Raw genomic sequence first — 19,263 nt, forward strand, 5'->3', positions numbered from 1 at the left:
GCCCTTCCAGCAAAGCCGACAGCATGCCTGAAACTCGTCGCTGCTTGTTTGAATTTGGCAAACCGTCGTCAACTGTCCGCTATGGGCCGATAGCAGTCACTGGCGACCGGCCATTTTTGACGACGAACGCGGGCCTCGCTCAATGCCCTTGTGGTTCGGCTATGCGGTCGAGGTGCGCCCATGGACAGGCAGGTGCGCAACAGTCAGTCCATTGGCAATGGCACTGGCTTCAAGCTTCGCACGCTCTGCCTCGAGAAACGCATAAGCGGCTTGCAGGGTTGTGATCTTCGCTTGGATGTCGGCCATCTTGTTGGCGACCAACGCCGCGCCTTGTGCGCAATCGATGGTATTTCCCCGCTTGGCCTGAAGGATGTCCCTGATCTCGGCGAGTGAAAAACCTCCGCCCTGGGCACTTTGAATGAGGGCCAGATCAGCCACGGTCTGCTCGCTGTAGCTGCGGTAATTGTTGGCCAGTCGATGGGCCACGATGAGCCCGAGCTGCTCGTAATAGCGTAATGCATGGCGACCGATGCCACTGCGGCGCTCCAGCTCCCCGATATTCACCGTAAAAACTCCTTGACTGTAGAGCACGCTCTACACCTTAGCCTGCGCCGATCATCCAAACAAGGAGTCAGACATGGGCGTGGAATGCTTCGTCACAGGCGGCAGTGGGTTTGTCGGTCAACATTTGCTGGCTCGCCTCACTGCCACAGGGCACAAGGCCTGGGTGCTCATGCGCAGCCCCGAAAACATCGACCGTCTCAGGCAACAGGTAAGCAGCCTGGGAGGTGACGCCGCGTATATCCATGCAGTCGAGGGCGATATCAGCAGGGAGGGGCTTGGGCTCAGTGAAGCAGACCGGCAACGCGTGTCTTCGGCGGCGGTGGCCTTCCACCTGGCGGCGCAATTTACCTGGGGGCTGACGATGGAGCGCGCTCGCGAAGTCAATGTGCAAGGGGCACTGCGTGTGGCAAGGCTTGCGGCCAGCCAGCACATCCGGCTGGTGATGGTGGGCGGCTACATGCTGCAGAACCTTACCTACCTTGCCAAGGTCGGGGTGGATATCGTGTGCCCTGAAAACACCCATTGGCCTGCGGTCTACGGCCGTGTGGGTGGCTACGAAGGCAGCAAGCTCGAGTCGCATTTTGCCGTTATCCGCTACCTGCAGGAAGCAGACGCGGATTATACGATCGTCCATCCCGCTACGGTGTGCGGCCACAGCGAGACGGGGCACATCCTCGAAGGACAACCGCTGGCCGATCTCATTCGCAATCTTGCCCAGGGCCGCTTCAAGGCTGTCCCTGGTACAGACCGCCACTGGTTGCCGGTCGTCAGCGTCGATTACCTGGCGACGATGATAACCTGCGTGGCGTTCGACCCCTCGATGGCCAACCGGCAGGTCCTGGCGCTCGACGAGGGCTCAGCGAACCTGCAGGGGATGCTCGAGCAACTGGCAAAGACACTGGGCGTGAAGGCTCCTCGGCGCCATGTCGCAATCCGGTTGATCAAGTGGCTATTGACGATCCCCGGCCTGGCGGCTCGATTCGCTATCAGCGCCGAGTCGTTGAACTTTATCCAGACGCAGCGCTTTGACATGAACCGCAGCAGGCAACTGGAGCGCAAGTATCGGTTGACCCATCCCGATCTGGCACGAACGCTGGAAAAAACGGCGCGCTACGTCACCAATCACTTGCCCCACTGATCCAACCGGTCACAAGGAAGGTCATCATGCAATCGCACTTCGGCAATGGCGTCATCGCGGATAGTGCTCAAGGCCCCGATCAACGCCAACGTGACGGCAGGCGCAGGGTTGACGATAGCCGGCATTGATGCCGCAGTGCCGTGGGGTTGCCGCCAGCGCAAGCCCAAGCTTGTCATTTGCCAAGGCTTGGGCCAAGGTCGATACCACTGACATCTCTGCCAAAGGAGTCACCCATGTCAAAGATCTATCCCGGTATCGATCCCGATGGGCTGGTCGAGTACTCGGTGGTCTACACCGACCGCTCGCTCAATCACATGTCGCAGGCTTTCCAAGGTGTGATGAACAACATCTCGAGCACACTGAAACAGGTCTACAACGCCGAGGCCGTTGCGGTGGTCCCGGGCAGCGGCACCTTCGGCATGGAGGCAGTGGCGCGGCAGTTTGCCACCCACCAGCAATGCCTGGTGATACGCAACGGCTGGTTCAGTTATCGCTGGAGCCAGATCCTTGAGATGGGCAACATTGCGCCAGCCACCACGGTGCTCAAGGCCCGACCGGTGGAAACGGGTCGCCAGGCGGCCTACGCCCCTCCCCCTCTGGACGAAGTGCTGGCGGCCATTGCGGCGCACAAGCCACAGGTGGTCTTCGCCCCCCATGTCGAAACCTCATCCGGGATGATCCTGCCTGACGCGTACCTGCGGGCCGTCGGCGACGCCGTGCACGCGGTGGGGGGCCTGTTCGTGCTGGACTGCATTGCCTCAGGCACGCTGTGGGTCGATATGCACCAGTGCGCCGTGGACCTGCTGATCAGCGCCCCGCAGAAAGGCTGGAGCGCCTCGCCTTGCTGCGCCCTGGTGATGTTCAGTGCCCTGGCCCTTGAACGCATCACGCAGACGCAGAGCAGCAGCTTTGCCTGCGACCTGAAAAAATGGCTGCAGATCATGCAAGCCTACGAACAGGGCGGGCATGCCTACCATGCGACCATGCCCAGCGATTCACTGGCGCGTTTCAACGATGTGATGAACGAGATGCACGCCTATGGTTTCGACAAGCTCCGCAGCGAACAACAAGCGTTGGGCGAGCGAGTGCGCGCCATGTTGACCGGCAAAGGCATCAAGAGCGTGGCCGCAGCCGGTTTTCAGGCCCCTGGGGTCGTGGTCAGCTACACCGATGATGCGCATATCAAGAGCGGCAAGAAATTCGCCGAGCACGGCCTGCAGATAGCCGCCGGCGTGCCGTTGCAATGTGACGAGCCAGACGACTTCCAGACCTTCCGCATTGGCCTGTTCGGGCTGGAAAAGCTGCACAATATCGAGCGCACCGTCGGCACCCTTGAGCAGGCACTGGACGAAGTGCTGAGCAGTGACCACCCGCTGCCAGGCTGAATCGGAGGATCTGCGCTCAGACCCGCCGCAACCAGCCGATGAACTGGGCGAACAGCTCCGACTGCGAATTGATTTGCAGCTTCAGGTACAGGTTCTTGCGGTGCATCCGCACGGTCTCGGGTGAAATCCCCAGTTCATGGGCGGTGGATTTCACCGAGTGCCCCTGCAACACCATCTGCGCCACCTGCCGCTCGCGCTCAGTGAGTACCCCGCAACCAAAGCTGTCGAACGCCGCCTGCACGCTCTCCTCGGCCTGCGGTTGCGGCTCCAGGCCATGCCGGGCAAAGCGCATCAGCAGCTCGCGAACCATCGGCTCCGCCGCCTGCAGCAGGTGCAGCTGCGCCACGCCCAGGCGCGCGCCGCTGCAGCCCTGGAACAGGCTCAGGGAGATCTTGCTGTCGTTGCCCAGGTCGACGATGAAGTAGCTGTCCTCGCTGCAGCCGGTGCCCAGGTAATAGGTCTTGTAGTAGTCGCTGTCGAAGAAGTTGTCCGGGGCGATGTCTTCCAGGTGGTAGAAGCCCTGCGCCAGGCCCTTCTGCACCGCCAGGCAGAACGGGTCGAGCAGGTAGCCTGCGGCGAAATAGCGCTCCAGCACCGCCTCGTGGTAGCGGGCCGGGATGCCCTGCTGGTACAGCAGCTGCGGCGGCTGGCCCTTGCGTTCGAGGCTGATCAGCATCGACTCGGCGGCCACCAGCTGGCTGATGGCCGCCGCCAGCCAGGCCAGCGCGTCCGGGCCCTCGCTGTGGGCGAAGGCCTGTTGCAGGGCGCTGTGCCATTGCTGCAGGGCATGAAACGGCAGGTTTATTGTGGTGTTTTCGTGTGCTCGGCTCATGCCCCGCAGTCTACCGGCCGGGGCACGCGTGCGCATCTTTGGCTGCAGGTCGATCATTGGCCGTGATACAGGCCCTGCTCGGTCAGTTCCTGCGCCGCCTCGAGAATGCAGCTGCGCAGGGTGTCGACGATCTCGTCCACCTGGGCGTGGGTGATGATCAGCGGCGGCGACATCACGTTCAGGTGCATGATCGGGCGCACCAGCAGCCCTTTGGCCTGCGCCCGCACGTGGATGCGCTCGCCGATGTTCACCGCGTCCGGGAACAGCGCCTTGGTCTGTTTGTTGGCGACGAACTCGACGCAGGCCATCAGCTTCATGCAGCGCACCTGGCCGACCAGCGGCAGTGCAGCAAGGGTCTGCAGGCGCTGCTCCAGGTAGCCGCCGACGTCGTTGACATGAGCCAGCAGGTTTTCCCGCTCGATGATCTCGATGTTCTTCAGCGCCGCCACGCAGCACACCGGGTGCCCGCTGTAGGTGAAGCCGTGGGTGAAACAACGGCCCTTGCCCGGCTCGGCGATCACCTTCCAGATGCGCTCGGAGAAGATGCACGCGCCCAGTGGCAGGTAGGCCGAGGTCAGGCCCTTGGCGGTGGTGATGATGTCCGGGGTGACACCGAACAGTGCTTCGGAGGCGAAGAAGGTGCCCAGGCGGCCGAACGAAGTGACCACTTCGTCGGCGACGAACAGGATGTCGTAGGTCTGGCACACCTGCCACATGCGCTGGAAATACCCTGTGGGCGGGATGATCACCCCGCCCGAGCCCATGATCGGTTCGGCGAAGAAGGCGGCGACGTTGTCCGCGCCCAGGGAGAGGATCTTGTCCTCGAACTCGGCCACCAGGAAGTCGAGGAACTCGGCCTCGTCCAGGTCATCGCCCGCCCGGTAGAAGTTGGGGTTGGAGACGTGGTGGATCAGTTCGTGGGCATAATCGAACTCGGGCACCCGGTCGGCAGCCTTGTTGCCGATCGACATGGTCAGGCAGGTCGAGCCGTGGTAGGCGTTGTAGCGGGCGATCACGTGTTTCTTATGCGGCTTGCCGCGGCAGTTCTGGTAGTACTGGATCAGCCGGTAGGCAGTGTCCACGGCGGTGGACCCGCCGGTGGTGAGGAACACGTGGTCAAGGTCGCCGGGCGCCAGGCTCGCAAGCTTCTGGCACAGCTCGATGGCTTTTGGGTTGGCCATGTCCGAGAACGGGTTGGAATAGGCCAGCTGGCGCACCTGGTCGGCGATGGCCAGGGCCATTTCCTCGCGGCCCAGGCCGATGTTGGTGCACCACATGCCGCCAACGGCATCGAGGAAGCGGTTGCCCTGGGTGTCGTGGATGTAGGCGCCGTCACCGGCCTGGATGTTCAGCGCGCCCTGCTCGGCGTGCTCGTCGAACATGTGGTAGCCGTGCATGTAGTGGGCTTTGTCGGCTTGCACCAGCGGGTCATGGTTCAGGGTGGCGGCCAATGGGCGAGTCGCGGTAGCCATAAGCAATTCCTTTTCGGATCGGTACGGTGAAAGGGGTCAGATGCCGGTCTTGACCGTGCTCCAGACCCGGGTGATGGCGCGCATGGCCTGCGGGTCCTGGGACTTCTGGGTGAACAGCCGTTCGCGGGTTTGCTGGTCGGGGTAGATCGCCGGGTCGTTGCGGATATCGGCCTGCACCAGGGGCGTGGCGGCCGCGTTGCTGTTGGCGTAGTGGATGAAGTTGGTCACCTCGGCCATGGTCCTGGGCTGCAGCAGGTATTCGATAAAGCGGTGGGCGTTGGCCACGTGCGGGGCGTCGCTGGGCAGGTAAAGGCTGTCGAACCAGATCAGCGAGCCTTCCTTGGGAATGAAGAACGCCAGCTTGATGTCCTTCTTCGCCTCCACCGCACGGGCCTGGGCGGTCGCGTAGTCGCCGGACCAGGTCAGGGCCATGCATACGTCACCGTTGGGCAGGCTGGTGAGGTAATTCACCGAGTCGAACTTCTTGATGTAGGGGCGGATGCCCATGAGCACGTCCTGGGCGGCCTTGAGGTCGTCGGGCCTGGCACTCTGTGGGTCCTTGCCAAGGTACTTGAGAGCCAGCGGGATGACTTCGCTGGGGGCGTCCATCACGGTTACGCCGCAGTCGGCGAAACGCGAGACGATCTTTGGGTCGAACAGCATGGCCAGCGAGCCGATAGGCGCGTCGGGCATGCGCTGCCTGATCTTGTCGACGTTATAGGTGATGCCGGAGCTGCCCCAGGTGTAAGGCGCCGAGTAATTCATGCCGGGGTCGAAGGCTTGCAGGCTCTGCACCACTTGCGGGTCGAGGTTGGCCCAGCTCGGCAGCTTGGTTTTGTCCAGCGGCTGGAACACCCCGGCCTTGATCAGCGGTGGCACCAGCGAACCATTGAGCATCACCAGGTCGTAGCCGGAGCGGCCGGTGAGGAGTTTGGTCTGGACCGTCTCGTAGCCGTCGAAGGTGTCGTAGATCACCTTGATGCCTGTCTGCTTCTCGAAATCGGCGAGGGTATTTTCGCCGATATAGTCGGTCCAGTTGTACAACCTGAGCGTGTTGCTGGTGTCTGCCTCGGTGGCCAGGGCGGCCGTGGCGGTACAACACATCAGCAGACTGGAAATCACCTTCAATGCCTTGCGCATAGCAACTCCATCGTGTGATCAGGATCGGCTCGGGCGAGCGATGGAGCCACTATCGGGCGGATTGGGCCATAGGGCCATAACCCGAATGGGTGGGGTCAGCCATACATAGACTGAACTTATGTATGCATACGTTAAATCGATTTTATTTATGCACAGTGCACTGCAAGGATGCGTGGCACAGGGTGCGAATGGCTCGGCGCCCTTCCCGGTCCCTTTCTGGAGAAGCACGATGCGCCCTTTCTGGCTGGAACAAGCCCTGAACAATCAGCCCGACGAACCCTGCCCGCCCCTGCGGCAGGATATCCAGGCCGACGTCTGCATCGTCGGTGGCGGCTATACCGGCCTGTGGACCGCCATCATGCTCAAGGAACACAACCCCGAACTCGATGTAGTCATCGTCGAGGCGGATATCTGCGGCGCCGGCGCGAGTGGGCGCAACGGCGGTTGTGCGCTGTCCTGGTCGGCGAAGTTCTTTACCCTGGAGCGGCTGTTCGGGCTGGAAGAGGCCGTGCGCCTGGTCAAAGCGTCGGAGCAGAGCATCTACGCGATCGGCGACTTCTGCAGAAAATACGGCGTGGATGCCGACTACCGTCTCGACGGCACGCTGTACACCTCGACCAGTCAGGCTCAGGTCGGCTCCACCGACGCGGTGGTCGCCGCGCTGGAGCGCCATGGCATCAATACCTTCTGCAAACGCCCGCTGGCCGACGTGCAACGGATGGCGGGCTCGGCCCAGCACCTGGAAGGCTGGTACTCGCCCGCAGCGGCCAGCGTACAGCCAGCCAAGCTGGTACGTGGCCTGCGCCGTGTGGCGCTGCAGCTTGGCGTACGCATTCATGAAGGCTCGCCGATGGTCGGCCTGGAGCAAGGGCAGCCAGCCACGGTGATCACACCCCACGGCAAAGTCACCTGCGCCAATGTGGTGCTGGCGATCAATGCCTGGATGGCCCGGGCCTTTCCACAATTCGCGCGTTCGGTGGCCATTGTCTCGAGCGACATGATCATCACCGAACCTCGCCCGGACCTGCTGGAGCGTATCGGCCTGACCAGCGGCGTGACCGTGCTCGACTCACGGATCTTCGTGCACTACTACCACAACACCCCCGACGGGCGAATCATGCTGGGCAAAGGCGGCAATACCTTCGCCTTCGGCGGGCGCATGCTGCCGGTATTCGACCAGCCATCACCCTATGCGAACCTGCTGCGCGATTCGTTGGAAAAGTTCTTCCCGGCATTCACCGGCGTCGATATCGCAGCCACCTGGAACGGCCCTTCGGATCGCTCGGTCACCGGTTTGCCGTTCTTCGGCCGCATGGGCGCCAAGGGCAATATCTTCTATGGCTTCGGCTATTCCGGCAGTGGCGTGGGCCCGTGCCACATGGGCGGCCAGATCCTGTCGTCGCTGGTGCTGGGGCTGGACAACGCCTGGACCCGCTCGCCACTGCTCAACGGCCCGCTCGGGCATTTCCCGCCGGAACCCATCCGTTACCTGGGGTCACTGATGGTACGCAACGCCATTCGCCGCAAGGAGCGTGCCGAGGACCTCGGCCGGCGCCCTCGTCGGCTGGATGTTCAGCTGGCCAAGTTCGCCGCGGCAGCCGGCAAGACGGACAAGGCATGAGCGGATGAACCTGACATCGGTCTGACCTTTATGAAATCTTGCTCAATCTCTGTGGGAGCGGGCGTGCCCGCGAACACCGGCAACGCCGGTGCCATCCACCGCGCCGCCTGTTTCGCGGGCACGCCCGCTCCCACAGAGATTGAGCAGTCGCTCAGACCGCGCCTGTGATCAGCGCGGCAGCGGATACAGTGCCTCATCGAACTGGTCGAGGCGTGGAAAGCTCAGCGGCAGGTCATCCGACAGGTGCTGCAGACGCTGCTCGTAACTGCGCAGGAACGCCTGGCGCGCCTCGTCGCTGATGTACGGCACATGCCAGGCCACGAACGGCTCCAGCACTTCGAAGCCGACATAGGCCAGGGTCCCGCGCAGGATTGGCCGCAGCATGTCTTCAAGCGGCCCGTGGATCGCGCCATCGCCGAACATGTGCTCACGCCCGCCCAAGGTCACGGTCACCAGCGCGCGCTTGCCGGCCAGGCCACCCTGATCGTAGAAGCGCTTGCCGCCATAACACACCCCGGACACCAGCACGCGGTCGATCCAGCCCTTGAGCATGGCCGGGGCCGAGAACCAGAAGATCGGGAAGTTCAGCACCAGCAGGTCGGCCCATAGCAGCTTGTCGAGCTCCTGCTGGATATCCGGGGCGATGGTGCCGCTCTTGACGCCCAGGCGCTGCTCCAGCGCGTACACCAGATATTCCGGGTTTTCCCGCTGGCTGAAGTCGTCGGCGCTGGCAACCGGGTTCCAGCCCATGGCGTACAGGTCGCTGACCTGCACCTCATGGCCCTGGGCGCGGAAGGTCTGTGCCGCCTGGTCACGCAGGGCGGCGGTGAAGGAGCGAGGCTCAGGGTGAGCGTGAACGATCAGTACTTTCATGGGTAACCCCTCAAACACTTCAATGTGAACGGATCAGAGCTGGATGGCCTTGACCTCGACGAACTCGTCGAGGCCTTCCTCGCCCCACTCGCGGCCATTGCCCGACTGCTTGTAGCCGCCGAACGGTGCCTGGTAGTTGAACGCCCCGCCATTGACGAAGCACTGCCCCGCGCGCAGCTGGCGGGCCAGTTGCAGCGCCTGGTCGCGGCTACCCGCCCACACCGCGCTGGACAGCCCGAACGGCGAGTCATTGGCCAGGGCAATGCCTTCGGCCTCGTCGGTGTAGGGAATCAGGCACAGCACCGGCCCGAAGATTTCCTCCTGGGCAATGCGCATGCGGTTGTCGACCTCGGCGAAGATCGTCGGCGGCACATAGAACCCACGCTCGAAGCCCGCTGCGGTCTCACCGCCACACACCAGCCGCGCACCTTCTTGCTGGCCGACCCGGATGTACTCCTGCACCGTGCGCCGCTGCCCGGCCGAGCACATCGGCCCGAGGAAGCTGCGCGGGTCCTGCGGGTCGCCCATCACCAGGTTGCGGGCCTCGTCCACGGCGATCTCCAAGGCCTGGGCATAGCGCGAGGCCGGCAACAGCATGCGCGTCAGTGCGGTACAGGTCTGCCCCGAGTTGATCATCACGTCCTGCACGCCATGGCGTACCGCCGTTTCCAGCGGGGCGTCGGCGGTGATCAGGAACGGCGACTTGCCGCCCAGCTCCAGGCACACCCGCTTCACCGACGGCGCCGCGGCCTGGGCAACCCGCACGCCCGCGCCGGTCGACCCGGTAAACGAGACCATGTCCACCTGCGGGTGCCGCGCCAGCGCCTCGCCGACCTTCGCCCCCGGCCCGCTGACCAGGTTGAACACCCCGGCCGGCAGGCCGATGGCCTCGATCATTTCCGCCAGCAGGAAGGCGTGCAGCGGGGTCTCCTGGCTTGGCTTGACCACCACCGTGCAGCCTGCGGCCAAGGCGGGTGCCAGCTTGCCGATCAGTTGGTGCAGCGGGTAATTCCACGGGTTGATGAAGGCGCATACACCCACCGCCTCGCGGTACAGTCGCGAATTGCCGACTTCGCGCACCTCGTCCATCTGGCCGGCCAGTTGGACGTACTGTTCAAGCCCGACGATGGGCCCGTCGACCTGCACCGACCGGCACCACTGCACCGGCATGCCCAGCTCGGTGGTGATCACCGCGGCCATCTCGTCGGCCCGCGCCTTGAGCTGCTCGGCCAGGGCAAGGATGTACCCGGCGCGCACGCTGGAGGGCGTGCGCGCCCAGGCGGCGAACGCCCCTCGCGCCGCATTGACGGCGTGTTGCACATCGTCTTCGTTACCCAGCGGCACCCTGCCGGCCACCGCCTCGCTGGCCGGGTCGATCACCTCGGCCATGCCCTGCCCCACCGGCTGCTGCCAGCGGCCATCGATGAACAGACGGCGGTATTCACGCATTGGGCTGCGCCTCCAGCAGTTCGCTGGCGCAGCGGGCAATGCGCCGGCAGGCCTCACCCAGCGGCTCGGCGCCCAGCACCAGGCCCAGGCGGATGTGCCCGGCGGCACTGGGGCCGAACGCTTCACCGGCCAGCACCGACACACCGTGCAAGTCGAGCAGGCGGTCGGCAAACGCTTGTGCGCTAACCCCGGTCTCGCGGATATCGACCATCACGAACATCCCGCCATCGGGCTTGAGGGCCCGAAGGCCTGGGCAGCCGGCAAGCCTGGCACATACCAGGTCACGGCGCTGGCGGTAAGCCTCGCGCATACCCTCCAGTTCCGGCAACGGCTGCTCCAGCGCGGCCACCGCCGCATCCTGGATGAAGTCTGGCGAGCCATACAGCATGCACAGCGCCAGGTTTTCCAGGTGTGCCGATAGCGCCGGCGAACCGACCACCCAGCCGACCCGCCAGCCGGTCATGGCATGGGACTTGGACAGGCTGTTCAGCGTTGCCGTGCGCTCGGCCATGCCGGGCAGGCTGGCGGGGCTGATGTGCTCACCTTCGAACAGCAGCTCGCTGTAGACCTCGTCGCTGATCAGCCACAGGTCGTGGGCAATGCACAGTTCGGCCAGGGCCTCCCAGCTGCTGCGCGGCAGGCTGGCACCGGAGGGGTTGTGCGGGCTGTTCAGCGCCAGGGCACGGGTGCGCGGGGTGATCCGTGCAGCGACGTCCGAGGGCTGCACGCGAAAGCCATGCTCGGGGCGCACCGGCACCGGCACCACCTTGGCGCCGCAGGCACCGAACACCGCCTCGTAGGTGACATACATCGGCTCGGCGACGATCACTTCATCGCCCGGCTCCAGCACGCATTGCGCCACGCAGAACAGCGCGCACTGCGCCCCCGCCAGCACCGTCACCTGATCGGCCGTGACCGCCTGGCCGCTGCGCTGCTGGTGGCGGCGGGCAATGGCCTCGCGCAGGCTGCGCTTGCCGCGCACGTCGGCGTAATGGGTATTGCCGGCTTCGAGGCTGGCCACGGCGGCCTGGACGATCGGCGCCGGAGTATCGAAGTCGGGATCACCGACCGAAAGCAGCAGCACGTCGCGGCCCTGTTCGAGCAAGGCCAGGGCGCGGTAGTGAATCTCCCAGGCGGCGGCGCCATCGCCGGCGATCCGTTGGGTCAAAGAGGAAAATCGCATGGCTGGTTGTCCTGTTGTGCGGGGTGGGCTCAGCGCGCGCAGGCGTGCTTGAGTTCGATCAGGGTCACGCCGTTGCGGGCAAAGCCGCCGCGCAGGTCACGTTGCAGTTCGTCAAGGTTCTGCGGCTGCGCCACGGTGCAGCCGAAGGCATGGGCCAGGCCGGCGAAGTCCGGGTTGCGCGGCAATACGCCAATGGGCTCGATATCGAGGTCGAGCATGTCGTCGCGGATCTGCCCCAGCGCATCGTTGTTCCACAGCAGCACCACCAGCGGGCGGTCCAGCTCCTCGACTGCGGTTGCCAGCTCTTGGGCGGTATAGAGGAAACCACCGTCGCCCACCAGTACCAGGCCCGGGCGGTCGGCTGTGGCGAACATGGCGCCGATGCCGGCCGGCAGGCCGTAGCCAAGGGTGCCGTAGCCGGTGGGGTGCAGCCAGCTGCGCGGTGCCCGGCTGTTGAACACATAGTTACCGGTATAGGCCAGCTGGGTCATGTCGGTGCTGATGAAGGCGTTGTCCGGCAGCTCGGCTGCGACCCGCTGCAAGATCGCCTGGTGCATCGCCTGCAAGGGCGCGTGGTTCGCCTGCACGGCGGCGCGCAGGCGCGCCACTGCCGCACATGCCTGGCTCGCATCGCGCACGCCGTCCGGCAACTGTTCGAGCAGCCCCGCCAAGGTCTGCCGGGCATCGCCGTGCAATGCCAGCGCGCAGGGGTAGAAGTCGTTGAACTTGCGTGGGTCGATATCCACCCGCAACAGCTCGCCGGTCAGCGGCAGGCGCTCGCGCCAGAAGTCGGTGTCGGCCATCTCGGTACCGACCGCCAGCACCACGTCAGCCTCGGCGATCAGCGCCCAGCCCGGTTCGACGCACAAGGTGGAGCCGGCGTTGAGCGGCGAGTCCAAAGGCGCCAGACCCTTGCCGGCGACGCTGGTGAACAGTGGCGCCGCCAGCCGTGTGCTCAACTGCTGCAGCTCGGCGCCCGCCTGCAGCGCGCCACCGCCGGCGATGATCATCGGGCGCTTCGCCGCCGCCAGCCTGGCGGCTGCCTGTTGCAGGCTGTCGAGGCTGGCCGGGCCGCGACCGGGGCGGCGCACTACTTCATCACTCCAGTCCCGCGCCACTGGCGCGGCCAGCACGTCCAGCGGCACCGAGATATGCACCGGGCGCGGGCGTTCGCTGTCGAACACGGCATAGGCCCGGGCGACCAGTTCCGGCAGGTCCTCGGGCTTCAGCGCCACGGCGGAAAAGGCGGTGATCGGCGCCGTCATGGCGCGCTGGTCCTGGGTTTCGTGCAGGCAGCCCCAGCCTTTGCCCAGGCTGGTGGTGTGGTTGACGCTGGAGATCACCAGCAGCGCAATGGAGTCAGCGTAGGCCTGGCCGATGGCGGTGGCCGCGTTGGTCACGCCGGGGCCGGTGATGACAAAGCAGACGCCCGGCTTGCCGCTGACCCGGGCATAGCCGTCGGCCATGAAGCCGGCGCCCTGCTCGTGCCGGGTGAGCACGTGGCGGATGCCGCTGCCGGGCAAGCCGCGGTACAGCTCCAGGGTATGCACGCCGGGGATGCCGAAGACGGTGTCGACGCCGTAGTTGGCCAGCAGGCGCACCAGCGCCTGGCCGCCCGTGAGTGTGGGGTTCGTCATGTTCATGTCCTTACACTTGGCCGAGGCGGATCAAGGCATCGACCGCAAGGGTGCCATGGGCACCGACCATCAGGGGGTTCACATCCAGCTCCAGCAGCTGGTTGGCGTTTTCGCAGGCGTAGTCGGCCACTGCGCGGATGGCAGCGACCAGGGCATCCAGGTCGGCCGCCGGCTTGCCCCGAAAGCCCTGCAGCAAGGCTGCGCTGCGCAGTCCCAGTACGGCTTTGCGGATAGCACCGTCGGTGGTCGGCAGCAGCAGGCTGCTGCTGTCCTTGAGCAGCTCGACGAGGATGCCGCCAGCACCGATCACCAGCGCCAGGCCGAAATCCGCCTCGCGCTTGATGCCGACGATCAGCTCGGCAAGCGGCGCGCTGGCCATCGGCTCGAGCAGCACCTGGTCAAAGGCGACCCCTGGCGCATGAGCTGCGATGCGCGTGCGCATCTGCTCAAGCGCCCGGCTGAGCGCTGCCGCGTCGGCCAGGTTCAGCGCCACCGCGCCGGCCTCGGTCTTGTGCGGCAACTGCGCGCTGACCGCCTTGAGCACCAGCGGGAAGCCCACCTGGCCAGCATCGGCCAGCGCACGCTCCGGGCTGCTCAGCACCCCCTGCGGAATGGGCAGGCCAAAGCCGCGCAGAGCCTGCTTGGCGTTCCATTCGTTGAGCAGGCGACTAGCGCCGGCCAGCGGTGGCGGGCACAGCGGTACCAGCGCCGATTCGCCCAGCGCCAGCAACGCCGGACGCTGCTGTGCGTAGCGGGCGACCCGGCCCCAGGCTGCCAGGCCATCCTCCACCCCCTGCAGCGCCGGCACGCCGGCCGCGTGCAGGCGCTCGCGGGCGCTGGCCGGCAGCAGTTCGGGGAAGGCCGAGGTGACGAAGCCGGTCTTGCCATGGCGCTTGAGCGCCGCGCAGTACAACTCCAGCAGCAGGTCGCACTCTTTGCGCTCGCCGGTGAACTCGGCGGGGTAATCGAGCACCAGCATCGCCGCGTCGGCGTCGCTGCGCAGGGCGCTGTCGAGCATGCGCGCCTTGGCCGGGCCATCGCCCCAGATCGCCGTGGTGAAGTCCAGCGGGTTGACCAGGTTGGCGTAGGCCGGCAACACCTGGGCCAGTTCCTCGACCTGTTTGGCACCCAGGGCCGGCAGCTTCAGCTGGTTGCTTTCGCTGTAGTCGGCGATCAGCCCCGCATCGCCGCCCGAGCACGCCAGTGCGATCAGGCTGGGGCCCTTGGGCAGGACGCCGCAGGCGGCGGCCTTGAGGGTCTCGACGAAGCTCACCGGGCCGCTGACGCGAATCACCCCCAGGCGCTCGAACAGGCTGTCGTACAGGGCATCGGAACCGGACAGCGAACTGGTGTGGCTCAGCGCCAGCTCGGCGCCGATCTGCGACACGCCGGTCTTCAGCGCGACGATCGGGATGCCTTTCTCCAGCGCCTTGTGCGCGGCACGGGCAAAGCCCGGCACGTTCTTCAGGCCTTCCAGGTGCAGGCCGATGGCGGTGACCCGGGGTTCATCGAGCAACACGTCCATCAGCTCGGCGATGCCCAGTTGTGCCTGGTTGCCGACCGAGGCCATGTAGGCCACCGGCAGCGAGCGGTCGCTCATCGACAGGTTGTAGGCGAAGTTGCCGCTCTGGGTCAGCACCGCCACGCCCTTCTCTACCGCCTTGCCACCATGGGCCACCGGCCACAGGGCGGCACTGTGCAGGTAGTCGAGCAGGCCGTAGCAGTTGGGCCCGAGCAGGGCCATGTTGCCGGCGGAATCAAGCAGCTGCTGTTGCAGCGCCTGGCCCTCGGCGCCGCTTTCGGCAAAGCCCGAGGCATAGCAGATCGCCCCACCCGCGCCCTTGGCGGCGAGTTCGGCGACACAGGTCAGGGTCAGTTCGCGGTTGGTGGCGATGAACACCGCATCCGGCGCGCAGGGCAGTTCGGCCACACTGCGCACGCAGGGCACGCCGTCGATGCTGTCCTGCTGCGGGTTGACCAGCCACATCTGGCCCGGGTAGCCGCCCTCGGCACAGCGCTTGAGCGCACGGGCCATGCTGCGCCCGCCGACGAAAGCCAGGTGCCGGGGTGCCAGCAGGCGTTTGAGGTTGTCACGAATGGCTTGCGACATGGGGATGCTCCGGTCAGCGCAGCAGTGGACGCAGCAGTTCGCGCGAGATGATGTGCCGCTGGATCTCCGAGGTGCCTTCCCAGATCCGTTCGATGCGCGCATTGCGCCAGATCCGCTCGACCGGCCCTTCGTCCATCAGGCCCATGCCGCCGTAGATCTGTACCGCTTCGTCGGCGACCTTGCCGAGCACTTCGCTGGCGAACAGCTTGGCCATGCCGGCCTCGCCATCGGTCATGCTGCCCTGGTCCATCTTCCAGGCGGTGTGCAGGGTCAGCAGTTCGGCGGCGCGGATCTGCGTGGCCATGTCGGCGAGCTTGAACGACACGCCCTGGTAAGTGCCGATCGGCTGGCCGAACTGCTTGCGGTCGGCCGCCCATTGCAGTGACACGTCAAGTGCACGCTGGGCCTGGCCGACGCAGTTGGCGGCGACCATGACCCGGCCTGCGGTCAGCCAGGCATTGGCCACCTCCCAGCCCTTGCCGACTTCGCCGAGCACCTTGGCGGCCGGGACCTTGCAGTCGTCGAAGAACAGTTCGTAGGTGTGGTAGCCACGGTTGCTCACGCATTTCGGGCCACGGCGGATGGTCATGCCCGGGGTACCGCGGTCGACCAGGAAGGCGGTGACGGCGTTGCGCTTGCGGCCGTTGTGTTCGTAGGTGTCAGTGACGGCGAAGACGATGGCGAAATCAGCGTGGCCGGCATGGCTGATGAAATGCTTGCTGCCGTTGATCACGAAGTCGTCGCCCTCGCGCACGGCGCGGGTCTTGATCGAGTTGGCGTCGGAGCCAGCGCCCGGTTCGGTCAGGGCGAAGCAGTCGGTCTTCTCGCCACGGATACACGGCAGCAGGTAGTCCTCGACCTGCTGGCCGGTGCAGGCCATGAGGATCTTCGACGGCCGGGCGACGAACACGTGCAGTGCCCAGGAGACCTTCGACAGCTCACGCTCGATCAGGGCCTGGGACAGGTAGTCGAGGCCGCCGCCACCGACTTCCTGCGGCATGTTGAAGGCGTAGAAGCCGGCGGCGATGGCCTTGCCACGGATCTGCGCAGCCAGTTCCGGCGACACTTGGTCGGCACGGTCCACGGCTTCTTCATGGGGCAACAGCTCCTTGGTCACGAAGCTGCGTACGGCATCCACCAACATTTCTTGTTCTTGGGTCAGTTGGAAATTCATGGCCTGTTCCTGGTAACCGGGGAAAGAGAGCGTGCTTATTTGCCGCTGAAGCGTGGTGCGCGTTTTTCCGTGACTGCGCGCAAGGCTTCGGCACCGTCGGCGCTGCGCCCGCAAAGCAGGCCGGCAGCCAGTTCGGCAGTGAGCTGCTCGGACAGGCCGCGCGAGGCGCCGTCGCGCAGCAGGCGTTTGGTCTGGGCGTAGGCGAAGGTCGGCCCCTGGGCCAGGCGCGCCGCCAGTTCGGCGGCGACGGCGGGCAGCTGGTCGTCGGCGACGACTTCGCCGACCAGGCCGGCCGCCAGGGCGCGTTCGGCGCCCCACAGTTCGTCGAGGAACAGCAGGCGCTTGGCCTGTTCGCTGCCGATCAGCCGTGGCAGGTGCCAGCTGGCGCCGGCATCCGGCGAGTAGGCCATGCTGGTGTAGCCAGCCTTGAAACGGGCCGACTGGGCCGCCAGGCGCAGGTCGCAGCACAGCGACAGGTCCATGCCGGCACCGACGGCGGTGCCGTTGATGGCAGCGATGGTGGGCTTGTCCAAGGTGTGCAGGCAGTGCATCAGGGCGTGGGCGGTTTCGGTCCAGCCGTAGGTTTCCAGTGCACCACGGGCCTCGGCCTCGGCCCATTCGGCGAGGTCGGCACCGGCGCAGAAGCTGCGGCCAGTGCCGGTCAGCACCACCACGCGTACGGCCGGGTCGAGGTTGTACGCCTCGAGGGTGGCGTGCAGCTTCTTCAGGGTGGGGATGTCCAGCGCATTGCGCTGCTCGGGGCGGTTCAGGGTGATCCAGGCAACGCCGGCTTCAACCTGGGTGATTAGGGACGACGGAGCGGTCATGACGGGCCTCGGATTATTGTGATTGCTGTGGGAGGTGAGGCTCATGCTAAACGACTGTTCAGTAAGGAGGCAATTGGTTGGATGATTGCGCTGTAACGTCGTGCAATATCGTTTAAATATATGATTTATAAGTATTTTTATTGATATCCAGAGGAGTGCAGGTCGCCGCTGTTACAACTTTGTACAACTGCCCATAATCGGGGGCTGCCATAGGGACCGCGTACTTGTAGGAGCGGCCTTGTGTCGCGAAAGGGCCGCAAAGCGGCCCCGGGATCTCAGCGAAAATGCTGGAATCGCTGGGGCTGCTTAGCAGCCCTTTCGCGACACAAGGCCGCTCCTACAGGTTCCGCGCAAGGCGCCCACTAGCGATTACTCAGGCTGCCGGCATTTCCAGCGCTATCCCCCGGCGCTTGCGCTGCACCAGGAAGTACGCCGCATAACACAGCGCAATAAAGCCAAAGCCCCAATACAACGAAGGCCGCTGCGTCTCATCCATGGCCAGGAACACGAACAGCGAACTGCACAGGGTGATGCACAGCAACGGCACCAGCGGGTACAGCGGCGCGCGATACTTGAGATCGCTCAGCTGGCCACCTTCGCTCAGGAACTGCTTGCGGAAGCGGTACTGCGCCAGGGCAATGACGATCCAGGTCACCGTGCCAGACATGCCGCTCACCGCCATCAGCACCATGAACAGGGTGTCTGCGGCAATGAAGCTGGTCATCAGCGACACCAGCGCAAAGCACAGGGTGATGAACAAGGCGCGCAGTGGTACGCCACGGCTGCTCAGCGGCGACAGGCTGCGCGGTGCCATGCCGGTCTTGGACATCGCCCAGAGGATGCGGGTGGAGGCATACAGGCCGGAGTTGCCCACCGACAGGATCGCGGTGAGGATGACGAAGTTCATCAGGTCTGCGGCGTAAGGAATGCCGACCATGTCGAATACCTGCACGAACGGGCTTTCCATCAGCCCGGCCTGCTGCCACGGCACGATCGCCGACAGCACCACGATCGCCAGCACGTAGAAGATCAGCACGCGGAACACCACGTTGCGCACGGCCCGCGGGATGCTCTTGTCCGGCTGGTCGGTCTCGCCCGCCGCCACCCCCATGATCTCGCAGCCCTGGAAGGCGTAGACCACGGTCATCATCACCGCGAACACCGCTGACAGGCCGTTGGGGAACAGCGAATCGCCGATCAGGTTGCTCATCATCGGCGCCGGCGCCCCGCTGTTCAGCGAAATGCCACCGAAGATCACCAGCACACCGACGATGATGAAGCCGAGGATCGCCGCCACCTTGATCCCCGAGAACCAGTATTCCGCCTCGCCGAAGGCGCGGGTGGCCAGGGCGTTGATGCCGAACAGCACGGCAACGAATAGCGCCGACCAGTACCAGATCGGCACTTCCGGGAACCAGCGCGTCATCAGCATGCCTGCGGCAGTGAACTCGAGGCCCACGGTGGTCGCCCAGCTCATCCAGTACACCCAGCCGATCATGAAACCGGTGGCCGGGCCGATGAATTTCGTCGCATGGGCCTGGAACGAACCGGACACCGGCATCTGCACCGACAGTTCACCCAGGCAGACCATCACCAGGTACATCAGGAAACCGGCGACCAGGTAGGCCAGGATCGCGCCCACTGGCCCGCCCTGGTTGATGGTCACCCCCGAGCCCATGAACAGCCCGGTACCGATCACGCCACCCAGCGAGAGCATGAAGATGTGCCGGCTCTTCAATGCCCGCGTGAGGTGGATACCTTCAGCTTTACGGCCTTTCATTATTATTATCTCCAATAAGCGTCGAAGACCGCGTGTGCAGCGGTTGAGTCCGATTATTGGAAGGCGATGTAAGGCCCG

Annotated in this window: 15 protein-coding genes; 3 read left to right on the forward strand and 12 right to left on the reverse strand. The window is 65.1% G+C overall.

Translation table 11 applies throughout. From position 1 onward, the window contains the following. Window positions 1-159 precede the first annotated feature (159 nt). Complete coding sequence (locus ACTORR_RS02855; protein ID WP_054887780.1) at window positions 160-564, reverse strand: MerR family transcriptional regulator; 405 nt, start codon at window positions 562-564, stop codon at window positions 160-162. A 73-nt stretch (window positions 565-637) separates the two neighbouring features. Between ACTORR_RS02855 and ACTORR_RS02860 the strand changes: the two genes are divergently transcribed. Both ACTORR_RS02860 and ACTORR_RS02865 read left to right on the forward strand, forming a co-directional pair. After that, window positions 638-1,702, forward strand: coding sequence for an SDR family oxidoreductase (locus tag ACTORR_RS02860; protein WP_313364302.1), 1,065 nt, complete (start codon window positions 638-640; stop codon window positions 1,700-1,702). A gap of 233 nt (window positions 1,703-1,935) precedes the next feature. Then, the gene (locus ACTORR_RS02865) at window positions 1,936-3,087 is read left to right on the forward strand and encodes an aminotransferase class V-fold PLP-dependent enzyme (protein WP_054887782.1); all 1,152 of its coding nucleotides are present in this window, start codon (window positions 1,936-1,938) and stop codon (window positions 3,085-3,087) included. Between the two features lie 16 nt (window positions 3,088-3,103). Here the strand turns inward: ACTORR_RS02865 and ACTORR_RS02870 are convergent, their stop codons facing one another. The 3 genes from ACTORR_RS02870 to ACTORR_RS02880 are packed head-to-tail and all read right to left on the reverse strand — an operon-like array spanning window position 3,104 to window position 6,531. Beyond that, complete coding sequence (locus ACTORR_RS02870) at window positions 3,104-3,919, reverse strand: helix-turn-helix transcriptional regulator (protein WP_099813703.1); 816 nt, start codon at window positions 3,917-3,919, stop codon at window positions 3,104-3,106. Window positions 3,920-3,972: 53 nt separating this feature from the next. Beyond that, on the reverse strand, window positions 3,973-5,391 hold the full coding sequence (locus ACTORR_RS02875) for an aminotransferase (protein WP_054887784.1): 1,419 nt from the start codon (window positions 5,389-5,391) through the stop codon (window positions 3,973-3,975). Window positions 5,392-5,427: 36 nt separating this feature from the next. Then, complete coding sequence (locus tag ACTORR_RS02880; RefSeq protein WP_054887785.1) at window positions 5,428-6,531, reverse strand: polyamine ABC transporter substrate-binding protein; 1,104 nt, start codon at window positions 6,529-6,531, stop codon at window positions 5,428-5,430. Window positions 6,532-6,760: 229 nt separating this feature from the next. Between ACTORR_RS02880 and ACTORR_RS02885 the strand changes: the two genes are divergently transcribed. Beyond that, complete coding sequence (locus ACTORR_RS02885) at window positions 6,761-8,152, forward strand: FAD-dependent oxidoreductase (RefSeq protein WP_262108315.1); 1,392 nt, start codon at window positions 6,761-6,763, stop codon at window positions 8,150-8,152. A 168-nt stretch (window positions 8,153-8,320) separates the two neighbouring features. Here the strand turns inward: ACTORR_RS02885 and ACTORR_RS02890 are convergent, their stop codons facing one another. The 8 genes from ACTORR_RS02890 to ACTORR_RS02925 form a co-directional block, all read right to left on the reverse strand. Next, window positions 8,321-9,025 carry an NAD(P)H-dependent oxidoreductase gene (locus ACTORR_RS02890; protein WP_054887787.1) on the reverse strand — a complete coding sequence of 235 codons (705 nt, stop codon included), beginning with the start codon at window positions 9,023-9,025 and terminating at the stop codon, window positions 8,321-8,323. A 33-nt stretch (window positions 9,026-9,058) separates the two neighbouring features. Beyond that, window positions 9,059-10,474, reverse strand: a complete 1,416-nt coding sequence (locus tag ACTORR_RS02895; RefSeq protein ID WP_054887788.1) for an aldehyde dehydrogenase family protein — start codon at window positions 10,472-10,474, stop codon at window positions 9,059-9,061. Continuing rightward, entirely contained in the window at window positions 10,467-11,657 is a 1,191-nt protein-coding gene (locus ACTORR_RS02900; protein WP_054887789.1) for a pyridoxal phosphate-dependent aminotransferase, read from the reverse strand. The genes ACTORR_RS02895 and ACTORR_RS02900 overlap by 8 nt, the downstream gene beginning before the upstream one ends. Before the next feature lie 29 nt (window positions 11,658-11,686). Then, on the reverse strand, window positions 11,687-13,294 hold the full coding sequence (locus ACTORR_RS02905) for a 5-guanidino-2-oxopentanoate decarboxylase (protein ID WP_313364301.1): 1,608 nt from the start codon (window positions 13,292-13,294) through the stop codon (window positions 11,687-11,689). Between the two features lie 10 nt (window positions 13,295-13,304). Beyond that, window positions 13,305-15,404, reverse strand: a complete 2,100-nt coding sequence (locus ACTORR_RS02910; protein WP_313364300.1) for an acetate--CoA ligase family protein — start codon at window positions 15,402-15,404, stop codon at window positions 13,305-13,307. Window positions 15,405-15,417: 13 nt separating this feature from the next. Continuing rightward, window positions 15,418-16,578: an acyl-CoA dehydrogenase family protein gene (locus ACTORR_RS02915; protein ID WP_313364299.1), complete on the reverse strand. Its 1,161-nt coding sequence runs from the start codon at window positions 16,576-16,578 to the stop codon at window positions 15,418-15,420. A gap of 35 nt (window positions 16,579-16,613) precedes the next feature. Continuing rightward, complete coding sequence (locus tag ACTORR_RS02920; protein WP_054887793.1) at window positions 16,614-17,405, reverse strand: enoyl-CoA hydratase/isomerase family protein; 792 nt, start codon at window positions 17,403-17,405, stop codon at window positions 16,614-16,616. A gap of 373 nt (window positions 17,406-17,778) precedes the next feature. Beyond that, a complete protein-coding gene (locus ACTORR_RS02925) occupies window positions 17,779-19,185 on the reverse strand; it encodes an amino acid permease (RefSeq protein WP_313364298.1) in 1,407 nt (468 codons plus the stop codon). Between the last annotated feature and the right edge of the window lie 78 nt (window positions 19,186-19,263).

It is taken from the genome of Pseudomonas sp. SAR267, from assembly GCF_052077595.1.
In the GTDB taxonomy this organism is placed as follows: domain Bacteria; phylum Pseudomonadota; class Gammaproteobacteria; order Pseudomonadales; family Pseudomonadaceae; genus Aquipseudomonas; species Aquipseudomonas vlassakiae.